The 13,611-nt window shown below is 66.7% G+C and carries 12 protein-coding genes; 6 read left to right on the top strand and 6 right to left on the bottom strand.

What is annotated here, in order from left to right:
• Window positions 1-102 precede the first annotated feature (102 nt).
• Window positions 103-1,275 carry an acyl-CoA dehydrogenase family protein gene (locus tag ABZ293_RS02555; protein ID WP_355176926.1) on the top strand — a complete coding sequence of 391 codons (1,173 nt, stop codon included), beginning with the start codon at window positions 103-105 and terminating at the stop codon, window positions 1,273-1,275.
• Between the two features lie 9 nt (window positions 1,276-1,284).
• Window positions 1,285-2,412, top strand: a complete 1,128-nt coding sequence (locus ABZ293_RS02560; protein WP_355176927.1) for an acyl-CoA dehydrogenase family protein — start codon at window positions 1,285-1,287, stop codon at window positions 2,410-2,412.
• Between the two features lie 53 nt (window positions 2,413-2,465).
• Here the strand turns inward: ABZ293_RS02560 and ABZ293_RS02565 are convergent, their stop codons facing one another.
• Window positions 2,466-2,927 (bottom strand): hypothetical protein, encoded by a 462-nt coding sequence (locus ABZ293_RS02565; protein ID WP_355176928.1) that lies wholly within the window; start codon window positions 2,925-2,927, stop codon window positions 2,466-2,468.
• Between the two features lie 227 nt (window positions 2,928-3,154).
• Here ABZ293_RS02565 and ABZ293_RS02570 point away from each other — a divergent pair, with 227 nt between their 5' ends.
• Both ABZ293_RS02570 and ABZ293_RS02575 read left to right on the top strand, forming a co-directional pair.
• Window positions 3,155-3,505 carry a hypothetical protein gene (locus ABZ293_RS02570; RefSeq protein WP_355176929.1) on the top strand — a complete coding sequence of 117 codons (351 nt, stop codon included), beginning with the start codon at window positions 3,155-3,157 and terminating at the stop codon, window positions 3,503-3,505.
• A gap of 75 nt (window positions 3,506-3,580) precedes the next feature.
• On the top strand, window positions 3,581-4,432 hold the full coding sequence (locus tag ABZ293_RS02575; RefSeq protein ID WP_355176930.1) for a GNAT family N-acetyltransferase: 852 nt from the start codon (window positions 3,581-3,583) through the stop codon (window positions 4,430-4,432).
• A 262-nt stretch (window positions 4,433-4,694) separates the two neighbouring features.
• Here ABZ293_RS02575 and ABZ293_RS02580 read toward each other — a convergent pair whose 3' ends face one another.
• From ABZ293_RS02580 to ABZ293_RS02600, 5 genes are all read right to left on the bottom strand, one after another.
• Window positions 4,695-5,666 (bottom strand): hydroxymethylglutaryl-CoA lyase, encoded by a 972-nt coding sequence (locus ABZ293_RS02580; RefSeq protein WP_355176931.1) that lies wholly within the window; start codon window positions 5,664-5,666, stop codon window positions 4,695-4,697.
• Window positions 5,663-5,857 (bottom strand): hypothetical protein, encoded by a 195-nt coding sequence (locus ABZ293_RS02585; RefSeq protein ID WP_355176932.1) that lies wholly within the window; start codon window positions 5,855-5,857, stop codon window positions 5,663-5,665. Before ABZ293_RS02585 ends, ABZ293_RS02580 begins: the two co-directional genes overlap by 4 nt.
• A gap of 31 nt (window positions 5,858-5,888) precedes the next feature.
• Entirely contained in the window at window positions 5,889-7,097 is a 1,209-nt protein-coding gene (locus ABZ293_RS02590; protein ID WP_355176933.1) for a CaiB/BaiF CoA-transferase family protein, read from the bottom strand.
• Window positions 7,098-7,233: 136 nt separating this feature from the next.
• Window positions 7,234-8,163 (bottom strand): TauD/TfdA family dioxygenase, encoded by a 930-nt coding sequence (locus ABZ293_RS02595; protein ID WP_355176934.1) that lies wholly within the window; start codon window positions 8,161-8,163, stop codon window positions 7,234-7,236.
• A gap of 667 nt (window positions 8,164-8,830) precedes the next feature.
• Window positions 8,831-9,601, bottom strand: coding sequence for a deoxyribonuclease IV (locus tag ABZ293_RS02600; protein ID WP_355176935.1), 771 nt, complete (start codon window positions 9,599-9,601; stop codon window positions 8,831-8,833).
• 165 nt (window positions 9,602-9,766) lie between these two features.
• On the opposite strand from ABZ293_RS02600, the gene ABZ293_RS02605 reads away from it, so the two are divergent.
• On the top strand, window positions 9,767-11,302 hold the full coding sequence (locus tag ABZ293_RS02605; RefSeq protein WP_355176936.1) for a protein kinase: 1,536 nt from the start codon (window positions 9,767-9,769) through the stop codon (window positions 11,300-11,302).
• Between the two features lie 173 nt (window positions 11,303-11,475).
• Window positions 11,476-13,395 (top strand): protein kinase, encoded by a 1,920-nt coding sequence (locus ABZ293_RS02610; protein WP_355176937.1) that lies wholly within the window; start codon window positions 11,476-11,478, stop codon window positions 13,393-13,395.
• Window positions 13,396-13,611 lie beyond the last annotated feature (216 nt).

The following is a 13,611-nucleotide window of genomic DNA, read 5'->3' on the forward strand; positions in this document are numbered from 1 at the left end:
GTGGCAGGACCTGCGCAGCCTGCCTCTGTGACCCACTCGACAGTGAGAGATTACCGAGGGGTAGGTTTGACTCGGACGTACGAGACACACCGGGAGATGTGTATGAAACTAAGTCTGACGCCCGACGAGGTGAGCTTCCGCGACGAACTGCGGAACTTCTACCGGACCGAGATTCCCGCCGACATCCGTGACCGCGTCAAATACGGCCACGAGCTGTCTCGCGAGGACATCGTCACCGCACACAAAATCCTCAACGACCACGGTCTGGCCGTGCCGAACTGGCCGGTCGAGTGGGGCGGCAAGGACTGGACCCCGATTCAGCGCCACATCTGGCAGGACGAGATGCAGCTGGCCTCGGTGCCCGAGCCGCTGACATTCAATGCCCAGATGGTCGGCCCGGTGATCGCGCAGTTCGGCTCGCAGGAGATCAAGGAACGGTTCCTGCCGCCGACCGCCGCCCTGGATATCTGGTGGTGTCAGGGCTTCTCCGAACCCGATGCCGGATCCGATCTGGCCTCGCTGCGCACCACCGCGGTGCGCGACGGTGACTCCTACATCGTCAACGGCCAGAAGATCTGGACCACGCTCGGCCAGTACGCGGACTGGATCTTCTGCCTGGTCCGTACCGATCCGAACGCGCCGAAGAAGCAGGCGGGCATCTCCTTCCTACTGTTCGACGTGAAGTCTCCCGGTGTCACGATCCGCCCGATCAAGCTCATCGACGGCGGTTACGAGGTCAACGAGGTCTTCTTCGAGAATGTGCGGGTGCCCGCCGATCAGCTGGTCGGTGCGGAGAACGAGGGCTGGAGCTACGCCAAGTTCCTGCTCGGCAACGAGCGCACCGGCATTACCGGTGTCGGCCGCACCAAGGTCAAGCTCGGCGTCGCCAAGGAATACGCGCGCCAGACCAAGTCGGGTGCTGGCACGCTGCTCGAGGATCCGTTGTTCGCCGCCCGGTTCGCGGAGTTGGAGAACGAACTGCTCGCGCTGGAACTCACCCAGCTGCGCGTGGTCTCGAATTCCTCGGACGGTAAGCCGAATCCGGCCTCGTCGGTGCTCAAGCTGCGCGGTTCCGAACTGCAGCAGGCCGCGACCGAGCTGCTGCTCGATATCGCGGGCCAGGACGCGCTGCCGGTCGGTGCCGATGACATCGCCTCGCCCGGTTGGGCGCAGCGCAGCGGCCCCAGCTACCTGAACTACCGCAAGACCACCATCTACGGAGGCTCCAGCGAGGTGCAGCGCACCATCATCGCCTCCACGATCCTCGGATTGTGAGGCACCGCCATGGATTTCGAACTCACCGATGAACAGGTCATGCTGCGCGACACGGTTCGCGACCTGCTGGCCCGCAACTACGATCCCGAGACCCGCCTGAAGGTCACCGATACCGAACTCGGCTGGAGCCGCGATGTCTGGAACCAGCTGGCCGAACTCGGCGTGCTCGGCCTGAGCTTCACCGAGGAGGACGGCGGCGTCGGCGCCGGTCCGGTGGAGACGATGGTCGTACTCGAGGAGATCGGGCGTCGCCTCGCACCGGAGCCGCTGGTGGACGCGGTGCTGGTGCCGGGTGGTCTGGTCGCGCGGGTCGGCACTGCCGAACAGCGGCAGCGGATTCTGCCCGAGGTCGCCGGCGGCACCAAGCTGCTGGCATTCGCCCATGCCGAACCCGGTATCCGCTGGCCGTCCACCGAACTCGCGACCACCGCTGTACAGCAGGGGGATTCGTGGGTGCTGACGGGGCTGAAGAATCCGGTTCCGCACGGTGACAGTGCCGATGAACTGGTGGTCAGCGCGGTGCTGCCGAGCGGTGGCACCGGGCTGTTCCTGGTCGGTCCGGATGCCGCCGGGGTGCAGCGAACGTCGTATCGGACGGTCGACGGTCAGCGCGGTGCGCAGATCGAATTCGACAAGGCTCCAGGCGAATTGCTCGGTGACAATATCGACGCCGCCGAGGCGGTGCAGGTGACCATCGGCCATGCGCAGGCCGCGCTCTGTGCGGAGTCCATCGGTGCGATGGCGGAGGCCCTGCGGCTGACGACGGATTATCTGAAGACGCGCAAGCAGTTCGGCGTCACGCTGTCGAAGTTCCAGACGCTGACCCAGCGGGCGGCGAATATGTACGTCTCACTGGAACTGGCGCGCAGCATGAGCCTCTACGCCAATGCCGCACTCGCCGACGGCGCCAATGATCCGGTTGTCGAGTCGCGGGCGCGGCTGCAGGTGGGTCGCTCGGCTCGGCACATCGGCCAGGAGGCGATCCAGATGCACGGCGGTATCGGTGTCACCGCGGAGTATCCGGTGAGCCACTACGTTGCCCGGCTCACCGCGATCGAGCGCACGCTCGGCGGTGGGCTCGATCATCTGCGCGTGCTCAGCGCCAGGGTCGGTGACTACGACCTGCCGGAGCTGTAGAGCGCGGTAACTCCGAACGGCGGCGTATGTGGTTGCATGCGCCGCCGTTTCGCTTATCCGTCGGAGTCGCCGTACAAACCCGGGGCGGTCGCCGGGCGGCGCGTCGTGGTCGACGGCTCTTCGGTCGGCTCGACGACGGCCGGACGTTGGGTGGCGCCCGGCGTCGAGTCGAACTCGGTCGTGGCGATCGGCGGCGACCCGGGCACGGTGAAGGGCGTCGACGACCGAGGCGTCAATTCGGGCGAGGTCGAGGGATCGGTGAATCCGGCCGGCTTGCGCGGCGGTCCGGGCGGTGCGACCTGCCAGCTCGGCGACGGTGGGATGTGCACCTTCGGCACCGCCGAGGTGGTACCCGCGCGGACGACCGGGGCGGCGTCGTTCGCGGATCTGATCGGTGGGGGTGCGACGTAGGTGTCGTGCTTACCGAGCCCGCAGGCTCCGATAAGTACGAGCCCGAGCGAGACCGCGCCCACGGCGATCGCCGGACCCGCGATCTTGGCCCTGCTGCGCTCCATCGGTGACACTCCTCGTAGTTCGAGTGGGGCTCAACAATAATCGAGGCCGGTCGCCCCGGCCAGATGAGAAGACGCTGGGCACTTGCGGCGCCAGCGCATATTAAACATTGTTAATTCAGATATCGAATTGGTCTCTTCGGCGTGTCGCGGGCACGTGTCGTAGTCGAACCGCGTCCCGTGGCCGTAGCGTGTGTGATCAAAGTTACGCGTGAGACGCCAGTACCTAGATGAGAGACGCGCGGTGCAATCTGCGCGAGGGCAATACTCTGATCGGCGTCATCAAGGAGTTGATGATGGGAGCTTACTCGACAACTCCGTTGCGAGACTCCGGCGCGGCCGACGATTCGGCGGCCACGGAAAACTCGCAGCAAGTCGTGTCGAACCCGCCAGAACGTACGTTGTCCGCGCTCCTGTTGCGGATAGCGGCCTGGCTGATTTTTGTCGGCGGCATCGTTGGAGCAGTACTCGGCATTGCTGGACTGCATGTCGAAATCACCGTCGCCGGACTGATTCTCGCGTGCACCGCCGGATTGGTCCTGCTCAAGATGCGCGCCGATGGAGCGGGGCGAACCGGCTGAAGTGGGCGTTGCCGCGGCACGGCGGCGTGGGAAATTACGAGCGCGCAGGGCTTTCGGGCTCTAGCGTGATTCGGTATGAGGATCGAGATCACCGCCGACGCCGCGCGGTACCGGGCGGTCACCGAGGCCTTCCTGCTGCGTGATCCGCTGCGGCACACGGTGATCACCACGGGCATCGCCAATCACCTCACCGGCATGCAGGCCGATGCCGAACTGTCACGATTCCTGTCCGTGCACGATGACGACGCGACGGTTATCGGCGTCGCCATGCGCGCGGCCGGACGTGGGGTGTACCTCGGTGAGCTGCCCGCGGGAAGTGTTGCGGCCGTTGCCGATGCGATGGCCGAGGTTGCCCGGGATGTGAGCGGGGTCGAGGGTGCGATCGACGACGCCACCGAATTCGCCGAGCGCTGGGGGCGGCGCCACGGCGTGGACTTCATGGAGGCGTATTCCACCCGCCTCTACCGGCTCGCGGAACTGAGCGTTCCCGAGACCGCCGGATCACCGCGGCGCGCAACCGAATCCGATGTGGCGCTGTGTGTCGGCTGGACCGAGAACATGCGCGTGGAATCCGGTCTGCCACCGCCGAGCCTGAATGCCATCGCCATCCGGAACCGGATCGCGACCGGACGCTGGTGGCTGTGGGAACGCGACGGCCGTCCCGTCTGCCTTGCCGCGCACCAGATTCCGGTGTTCGGCTGGTCCCGGATCGGCCCGGTCTACACCCCGCCCGAGGAACGCGGCCACGGCTACGCCAGCATCCTCACCGCCCATGTGGCCCGCACCCTGCGCTGGCAGGGCCTGAACGTCTGCCTGTTCGCCGATATCGCCAACCCCACCTCGAACAAGATCTACCGCGCCATCGGTTTCGAGCCCGTCCGCGATTTCCGGCACTACCAGTTCACCCCGGCCCGCACCGAGCGGTAAATCGGTACGCGCCATCGGCTCTGGCCAACCCCTTGCACTTCTTCAGCTTTCGACAAGATCAACGCTGCCGGCTGTGGCCATGACGATTTTCGCTACTCGCGAGGAAGCCGACTGCAACGCTATCCGGAAGGGCACCGGCCACCGCTCCCAGATCCTGAACTCCCTTTGCCAGGACTGATCGCCACCGGGTGCCGCACAAGCATTGGGGACCTCGCGGGCCTATGGCTTGTGCGACATTCACACTGCATGTGCGGCGGCTCCGTTACCGGGTGATGACCCATTCGAAGGCGGGGGCTTTGGAGCGAGCGCCTTCGGCGGTCCGGGAGCGGTTGGGTTCGGCGAGTTCGGTTAGGAGGGCTTCGGTGAGGGTGACCAGGTCGGCCAGGACGGGTGGGGTGAACCAGGTGGGGCGGGCGGCGAAGAGGATGTCCTCGGTGGAGGTGTTGCCGCTCGCACCGGGGGCGAAGGGGCAGCCGCCGAGGCCGCCGAGGGAGCCGTCGACCATGGTGGCACCGGCTTGCAGCGCGGCGAGGGTGTTCGCGACGCCCATGCCCCAGGTGTCGTGGCCGTGGAAGACGATGCGGCGGTGCGGGGTTCGGTCGCGTACGGCCGAGATCAGTGCGGACACCTGGGTCGGGTGGGCCTGGCCGAGGGTGTCGGCGATGACGATATCGGCGGCGCCCTCGGTGCGCGGGTCGTTGGCGATGGCCAGGACTCGCTCCGGGTCGACGGGGCCGTCGAAGGGGCAAGTGAAGCTGGTGGCGAGGCAGAGTTGGATTTCGCCGCCCGCCTCCTCGGCCAAGCGGACCGCGTCCGGCATGGCGGCGACGCTGTCCTCGGTGCTGCGGCCGATATTGGCCTTATTGTGCGCATCCGAGGCGGAGAAGCAATATTGGAAGTTGCGCACGCCCGCGGCGGCGGCCTTCTCGATATGGCGCGGTGTCGCCACCCAGACCCAACAGCGTTGCAGCTCTTGCGGAGTCAGTGCGGCAATGAGCTCCATGGTGTTGGCCATCGGCGGCACCAGATCGGCGCGGGCCATCGAGCCGATCTCCAACGCGGGCACGCCGAGCGCGAGCAGGCGGCGCACGATCTCCACCTTGCGCTCGACCGGCAGCACCTTTCCGGTCAGCTGCAATCCGTCGCGCAGCGTCACATCGCGCAGGATGGCGTCGGGCCCGCTCGTCGCGCGACCATCGCCCCTCGTCGACTCGCTATGCGCTGCGGCGCTCATCCTTCTTCCTCCAGTGCATCCCGAACCGGTGGTGCCTGACGCACGTGCGGCGGGACGCACATCACACCACCACACGGCTTTTCGTTGCTCGCCGGGGTGGGGTGGATCGTGGGGCGGGCGTGGCCGGGCGCGCGCAATTCGCGCAGGTTGCGCCCCGGCGGCCGACGCCTGCCATAAACCCGTCGCGTCATGCCGCCACCACCGCGTCGATACCGGCGCGCATCACGCCTCCAGCCCGTCGATATCGGCCGCGCTCATGCCGAGCAGTTCCGAAAGCACCTCGCGCGTGTGCGCACCCAGATCCGGGCCGACATTGCGAATGGGCAGCGACTTTTCGCCGATCACCGGCACGATGCCGGGGAAGCCGACCGTCTTCGGCTGCGGCGCACCGACATCGACCGGGAACGGCTGAATCATATTGCGCGCCTGGTACTGCTCGTCGGCGACGATATCGGCGGCGGTGTAGATGGGGCCGCAGGGGATGGCGGCCGCCTCCAGGAGTTTCAGTGCCTCGTCGCGAGTGTGCCGCACGGTCCATTCGGCAATGCACGCGTCGAGTCGTTCGCGGTTGCGCCAGCGTCCGGCATTGTCCTGCAGCTCCGGATCGGCGGCCAGGTCCGGGCGGCCGATCACCTCCATATAGCGCTGGAAGATGGCATCACCGTTGCCGCCGATGATGATGCTCGCGTCGTCACTGGTCGGATAGGCATTGCTCGGTGCGATGCCCTCCATCCGGCCGCCGACGCGCTCGCGGTTGATGCCGTACGCGAGATAGTCGGGGACCAGCGATTCCATCACCGACAGAATCGCCTCGTTCAAAGCCACGTCGATAACGCGTTCACCGAGCGGAATCGATCCGGTCGTGCGTTCGCGCTGGAACAGTGCCATCACCGTCCCGAAAGCCGCATAGATGCCCGCGATCGAATCGCCGATGGACACGCCGACCCGCACCGGCGGCCGATCCGGATCGCCGACGAGTTCACGCAGACCGCCCACGGCCTCGGCGACCGCGGCGAAACCGGGCCGTGCGGCCAACGGGCCGGTCTGCCCGTAGGCGGAGATCCGGGTGATCACCAGATCCGGATTCACCTCGTTGAGCACCTCCGGGCCGAGACCCCACTTCTCGAGCATGCCCGGACGGAAGTTCTCCAGCAGCACGTCGCAGTGCCGCAGCAGGTCGAGCACGATGCCACGGCCCGCTTCGGTGCGCAGATCCAGCGTGATCGACTTCTTGTTCCGGTTGATGGTGCGGTACAGCATCGAGGTATCGCCGCCGTAGAGCCGCCAATTGCGCAGCTCATCTCCGGCCTTCGGCCGCTCCACTTTGATCACCTCGGCACCGAAGTCGCCGAGGATGCGACCAGCGGTCGGCGCGGCGATGTAATTGCCGAGTTCCAGGACGCGAACCCCGTCCAGCGGGCTGATACTCATGGGGTTCAGTGTGTACTATCGCGCCGCCCGGCAGCGGCCCGACCTCGTGCTCGGCTACGGCCCGGTAGGTGGACCGCACGGCCCCTCAACTGCCGCAGCACAATCGGGAGGTACTGCGGCAGCCGTGCGATCGCCGTCACGATGCGAGCGGGGAGACTTCCTCGATGATCGAGTAGTGCTCGGCATTGCCGTGGTGCACCGTGCTCTTGACGCCGTCGACACCGACCGGAATATCGCCAGCGAGGGTGATCCGGGTCAGCTTGCGGGGCTGGTCGTCGTAGTCGTCGATGGCGTAGTGCTGGGTGGCGCGGTTGTCCCAGACGGCGACGTCACCGGGCTGCCAGTTCCAGCGGGTGGTGTTCTCCAGCCGGGTCACCCGGTCCTGGAACAGCCGGAACAGGGCCTGGGACTCGCTGGTGGAGACGCCGACGAAATGCTTGACGAAGTGCCCGACCAGCAGGGCACGCTCGCCGGTTTCCGGGTGTACCCGCACCACCGGATGTTCGGTCTCGTAGAAGTCGGATTGGAACTCGGCGCGGTAGGCCGCGGTGTTCGGGGTGCTGCGGTCGACGTTGGTGGCGGCGTAGTCGTAGATATTGGTGTGCACGGCCCGCAGGTTCTCGGCCAGGCGCCTGAGCGGTTCGGGCAGCGACTCGTAGGCGGCGACGGTGGATGCCCAGGTGGTCGATCCGCCGTAGGACGGCAGGGTGACCGCGCGCAGGATCGAGGCCTTCGGGATCCGATCGACGAAGGTGACATCGGTGTGCCAGCTATTGGCCCGGCCGTATTCGGAGTCGATGGCCAGGCTCTTGACGCCGTGCGAGGTGACCGTCGGGTGGGGAGTGGTCGGGGTGCCGAGCAGTTGCGCGAACTCGTACTGCCCGTCCTCGGTCAGATGGTCCTGACCGCGGAAGAAGATGACCTTGTGCTCGACAAGGGCGCGCCGGATCACCTCGACGGTGCCCGCGTCCAGATCGCCGCCGAGCCGGACATTGTCGACCTGGGCGCCGATGCGGGCACCGAGCTTGGTCACGGTGGCGGTGGATTGGGCGTAGTCGACCGTCATAGGGATCACCTTCGCTGATTGAAATCGGTTGATGCGCCATGAGCACACCACCGAAATAGGCACTACAACCAGGGTTTTCGTCGTCGTGATCCCAACGGCGCTTGCCCCACGCCCCGGCTCAGTGCGCCATCGCAACGACGTTTCTGGGCTGTCGTTCCCGTCGTCCGGCTTGCGTGGGTTGGTCGTTGTCCGGTCTGTGCCGGCTTGGTGGCTGTCCGGTCCGCGCGGATTTGGGTCGCTGTCCGGCTTGCGTGGGTTTGGTCGTTGTCCGGTCTGTGCCGGCTTGGTCGCTGTCCGGTCCGCGCCGATTTCGCCGCCGCCCGGCGCACGCCGCGGTCGGGGTGTCCCGTTGCCGATTGAGTCCTTGCGATTCGGGTTGCTCGTTGCCGATTTGTCCGGGTTGAGACGGGGCCCGGCATGCGGCGCGCGACGTGCGGGTGGCAACGGCACGCATGTCACCGACGACGAGTTGGTCTGGCTCACCAGCGAACTCGCCACCGCGACCACCTGCCGGATAACGCCTTCGGCTGTCCCACGGCGCCACGTGCGGTTCGGACTGTTCGTAGCGGGCCGCGGTCCGGGCTGCTTGTGCCGATCTACCTGCTCTGCCCGACTACCCGCCGGTCTGTTCTGCCCATCGGACTGCCCGGCCGGGCCGACGACGGAATCAGCCGAGGTGTTCCCGCAGATAGGCCAGGTCATCGGCGACACCCTCGGCGGGAGTCTCCAGGATGACCGGGGCGTTCGCGGTGCGGCATACCTCCGCGAGCAGTTGCGGATCGATCGTGCCGTCGGCGAAGTTGGCGTGCCGGTCCGCGCCGGAATTGAATTCGTCGCGTGAGGAATTCAGGTGCACCAGGTCGATGCGGCCGGTGATGGCCTTGATCCGCTCGACGACGCCGACCAGATCCTCACCGCCCGCCCAGGCGTGGCAGGTGTCGAGGCAGAAGCCGGCGCCGAAATCGCCGACCGCGTCCCAGAGCCGGGCGATCGAATCGAAATGCCGGGCCATGGCGTGATTGCCGCCCGCGGTGTTCTCGATCAGGATCGGCACCGCGAAGCCGCCCTTGTCCTGTTGACGTTCGAACAGCTTGCGCCAGTTGTCGATTCCGGTGTCCAGCTCGCTGTCGGAGCGGACATGTCCGCCGTGCACGACCAGGCCGAACGCGCCGAGATCGGCGGCGGCCGCGGCCTGCTGCGCGACCGCATTGCGCGACGGCATGCGCAGGCGGTTGTTCAGGCTGGCCACATTGATCTGATAGGACGAGTGCACCACCACATCGATCGGACTGGCGAGGATCTCCTCGGTCCGCGGGTGCGGGGTCGGCTTGTCCCAGCTCTGCGGGTCGACGACGAACAACTGGATGACCTCGGCGCCGAGTTTTTCACCGAAGCCGATCGGATCGCTGTCGAGCCGGACGTGTGCTCCAATGCGCATGGGGCCGAGCCTATCGACTGCCACCGACAACGTCTCCGACACGGCGGTCAACGGGCCGCCGAAAGGCCGCAGCGGACGGCAACGAACATGTTGCGCCGGGGCCACGCCAACAGATACATCGGTAGGATCCAGGTGCTCGACCCGAATATGGGGGGTGAATCCACTGTGCTGCGAACTGGCGACGTTTTCGCTGGCTACACCATTAAACGTGTGCTCGGCCAGGGCGGTATGGGCACCGTATACCTGGCCCAGCATCCACGTCTACCGCGTCTGACCGCGTTGAAACTGTTGAAGCGCGAACTGTATACCGATGCCGAGATCCGGCATCGTTTCGAGCGCGAGGCCGATCTGGTCGCCACGCTCGACCATCCGAATATCGTCACCGTCTACGACCGCGGCGCCGAGGATCAACAGCTCTGGATCTCGATGCAATTCGTGCCCGGCGCGGATGCCTCCTGCGCGGATGTCAATGTGCTCGCGCCGGGTCGCGCGGTGCAGATCATCGCCGATACCGCGGCCGCCCTGGATTTCGCACACGCCAATGGGGTGCTGCACCGCGATGTGAAACCGGCCAATATCTTGCTGGCCAAGGCGCCGATCGGGCAGCCGGAACGGGTGCTGCTCACCGATTTCGGCATTGCAGGCATGCGCGGCACCGAGTCCACGCTGAGTTCACCGGGCACCATCACCGCCACCCTGGCCTATGCGGCGCCGGAGCAGCTGACCGGGAAGCCGGACTATCTGGCCGATCAGTACTCACTGGCCTGTTCGCTGTTCTGGATGCTGACCGGGGTCGGGCCGTTCCATGGGGCGAATCCCATGGCCGTCATCAACGGACATCTGCACGGGGCGATACCGTCGCTGCGCCGATATCGCCCCGATGTGCCGCTCGGGTTGGACGCGGTGCTGATGCGGGCCATGGCCAAACAGCCAGCGGACCGGTTCGGCAGCTGTACCGAATTCGCCGTAGCGGCTCGGCGGGCGCTGGTGTCGTCCTGGCCGCACCCGCACCCGCACCCGCACCAGCAGCACGGGAACGGGCAGCACGGTGCGTATCGTCCTCCGTCGGGCCATGATTCGCGTACCAGCATCGAATCGCCGCACCTCGGTCCGCCGCGTAACCCGGTGCAGTCTGGAAGTGCGGCGCCGTCTGGAAGTGCGGCGCCGTCTGGAAGTGCGGCGCCGTCTGGAAGTGCAGCGCCGTCTGGAAGTCCGGCGCCGTCTGGAAGTGCAGCGCCGTCCGGAAGCGCGACGCCGTCTGGAAGTGCAGTGCCGTCTGGAAGTGCAGTGCCGTCTGGAAGTGCAGTGCCGTCTGGAAGTGCAGTGCCGTCTGGAAGTGCAGTGCCGTCTGGAAGTGCAGTGCCGTCTGGAAGTGCAGCGCCGTCCGGAAGTCCGGCGCCGTCTGGAAGAGCAGCGCCGTCCGGAAGCGCGACGCCGCCCGGAAACGCAGCGCCGTCCGGAAACTCGGCGCCATCCGAAAACCCGTTGCCCCCCAACACTTCCGAGCGAGTCGGGAGCAGCCGAACCGCCCGACCGGCGGAGCCGACCAACCGCGGCGCGTCCGAGCCGCCGAGATCATCACAGCCGCGTCTGCCACTGCCGCCGCGACGGTCGGTGCGGCCGAACACCATTGCTCTGCCCGACATCCCGCGTCGCCCCGGGCGGACCCCGCCGGGCCCCACACCACGGCCTCCGCCATAGCGGTGCGCTATCGGCGTCGCATGCGATACCTATAAGTCGACGATAACCAGGGCTTAAGCGAATCCTGCTAAGGTTTCGATGTTTTCCGTGGTCAGGTGGTCCTGATCGCGCGTTCTTATGCTGTACGCCTGTGCACCGGTGGGTCCCGGTGCGCGGCGGGAAGTGGAGCAGACATGCTGGCCAGCGGTGAGGTGTTCGCCGGTTATGTCATCGATCGGCAATTGGGCCGCGGTGGCATGGGTTCGGTGTACCTGGCGAAGCATCCGCGACTGCCGCGGATGACGGCGCTGAAGCTGCTGAATCGGGAGATGTTCTTCGATAAGGAGGTGCGCGCGCGGTTCGAGCGGGAGGCGGATCTGGTCGCGCAGCTCGATCACCCGAATATCGTCACCGTCTACGACCGCGGCCTCGAGGACGAGCAGCTGTGGATCTCGATGCAGTACATCGATGGCATCGATGCCGCGTCGGTCGAGCCGAAGTCGCTGCCGCCGGAGCGCGCGGTGCAGATCATCAAGGAGACCGCGGACGCGCTCGATTACGCGCACGGCATGGGCGTGCTGCACCGCGATGTGAAGCCCGCGAATATCCTGCTGGCCCGCTCGGGCGGTGGACGCGGTGAGCGGGTCTATCTCACCGACTTCGGCATCGCGCGCCTGCGCGACGACACCGGACATCTCACCCAGACCGGCACCTTCACCGCCACCCTCGCCTATGCCTCGCCCGAACAGCTGACCGGCGCATCGCTTGATCACCGCTCGGACCAGTACTCGCTGGCGTGCTCGCTGTTCTGGCTGTTCACCGGGTCCGGTCCATTCGCGGCGACCAATCCGGCGGCGGTGATCCAGGGACATCTGCAGGGCACGCCCCCGGCATTGAGCAGCGTCCGTCCCGGCCTGCCGTACCAGTTGGACGCCGTCCTGGCCAAGGCCATGGCCAAGCGACCCGATGACCGCTTCGCCTCCTGCTCGGAGTTCGCGCTGGCGGCCAAGCAGGCATTCACCAATCCGAGCGCACCGGCGATGCCGGTGGTCGGCGGCCCGCGTCCGGGTACCGGACCGGCGATTCCGGTGACGGGTGCGCCACGGCCGGTCACGGGGCAGCCGATGCCCATGACCGGTATCCCGCCGGTGACGAACGGCCCGTACCCGCAGACCGCCGGGGCCTACCCGCAGACCAGCGGCCCGTACCCGCAGACCAGCGGACCGCACACCATGCAGCCACAGCAGCTGGCGCAGACGACCGTCAATCCCGCGCAGGGCACCCAGCACCCGCAGCCGGTGCAGCCCGCGCCGACGCAGCAGCAGTCGCATCCCTACAACCAGCAGCCGCACAACCAGCAGCCGCACAACCAGCAGCCGCACAACCAGCAGCCGCACAACCAACAGCCGCACAACCAACAGCCGCTCGGTTTCGCGACGCCGCCCGGTGCGCCCCGGCCGCCGATGGGCGGAGCGCGCCCGGTCCCGCCGCCGCGTAAGTCGAATGTCGGGCTCATCGTCGCGCTGTGCATCGGTCTGGTCGTGCTGTTGGTGATCGTGCTCGCGATCATCGGCGTGGTGTCCAAAGATGGTTCGTCGACGACCAGCGGCGGCGGCAGCACGACCTCGTCTTCCTCGCCGACCGGCGGCGGCTCGATCGATGCCACCGCGGCATCGATCAGCAAAGAGTTCCCGCGCATGGTGCCCGCCAGCGAATCGGATTCGGTCGGCTACAACGGCGCTAAATGCAATGCCCACAAGACCGGCGATCTGACCCTGCCCACCCCCGGCAGTCCGGACTTCGGGGCCTGGGCCGCGCAGTGGGATTGCTACGGCGGCGCCGATAACGACGATCCGTTCTACACCATCTACGTCTACAAGAACGCCTCCGATGTGCAGAAGGTGCTGAGCAACCTGCCCTCGGACGCCACCAAGTCGACCGATGCCAATGGCGGAAAGTCCTACACCAACTACAAATTCGTCAATGACGGCCCGAAGATCGTCACCGCCTTCACCGGCGACAGCAAGCGCGCCCAATTCCTGATGTACGCAGACGGTTTGGCGGGCGCACAGGACAACGTCCTGCGCTGGTGGCGTTCGGCTCCGCTGAACTGATACCGCCGCACTGACACCGCCGCACCGGGCGCGAGCGAAAATCGCTCGCGCCCGGTTCCGTTCGGCCCGTACAGTGCACTACATGTTCGGCCACACCATCGCTCTGGAGTCCGCGGTCGCGGGCGCGATGGCGGCTGCCCTGGCAGCGTCCGCAGCAGTGGCTGCGGCGCACTTCGACGGCGCCCGAAGCTGACCTTCCCCGGGATGTCCCGGGAC

The organism is Nocardia sp. NPDC005998 (genome assembly GCF_040614395.1).
Taxonomy (GTDB): domain Bacteria; phylum Actinomycetota; class Actinomycetes; order Mycobacteriales; family Mycobacteriaceae; genus Nocardia.

Bases quoted from the DNA above. Each gene is read 5' to 3' on its own strand.
- ABZ293_RS02555 (WP_355176926.1), top strand. From the start codon at position 103: ATGAAACTAAGTCTGACGCCCGACGAGGTGAGCTTCCGCGACGAACTG.
- ABZ293_RS02590 (WP_355176933.1), bottom strand. From the start codon at position 7,097: ATGAGTATCAGCCCGCTGGACGGGGTTCGCGTCCTGGAACTCGGCAAT.
- ABZ293_RS02610 (WP_355176937.1), top strand. From the start codon at position 11,476: ATGCTGGCCAGCGGTGAGGTGTTCGCCGGTTATGTCATCGATCGGCAA.
- ABZ293_RS02575 (WP_355176930.1), top strand. From the start codon at position 3,581: ATGAGGATCGAGATCACCGCCGACGCCGCGCGGTACCGGGCGGTCACC.
- ABZ293_RS02560 (WP_355176927.1), top strand. From the start codon at position 1,285: ATGGATTTCGAACTCACCGATGAACAGGTCATGCTGCGCGACACGGTT.
- ABZ293_RS02600 (WP_355176935.1), bottom strand. From the start codon at position 9,601: ATGCGCATTGGAGCACACGTCCGGCTCGACAGCGATCCGATCGGCTTC.
- ABZ293_RS02565 (WP_355176928.1), bottom strand. From the start codon at position 2,927: ATGGAGCGCAGCAGGGCCAAGATCGCGGGTCCGGCGATCGCCGTGGGC.
- ABZ293_RS02595 (WP_355176934.1), bottom strand. From the start codon at position 8,163: ATGACGGTCGACTACGCCCAATCCACCGCCACCGTGACCAAGCTCGGT.
- ABZ293_RS02580 (WP_355176931.1), bottom strand. From the start codon at position 5,666: ATGAGCGCCGCAGCGCATAGCGAGTCGACGAGGGGCGATGGTCGCGCG.
- ABZ293_RS02570 (WP_355176929.1), top strand. From the start codon at position 3,155: ATGAGAGACGCGCGGTGCAATCTGCGCGAGGGCAATACTCTGATCGGC.
- ABZ293_RS02585 (WP_355176932.1), bottom strand. From the start codon at position 5,857: ATGACGCGACGGGTTTATGGCAGGCGTCGGCCGCCGGGGCGCAACCTG.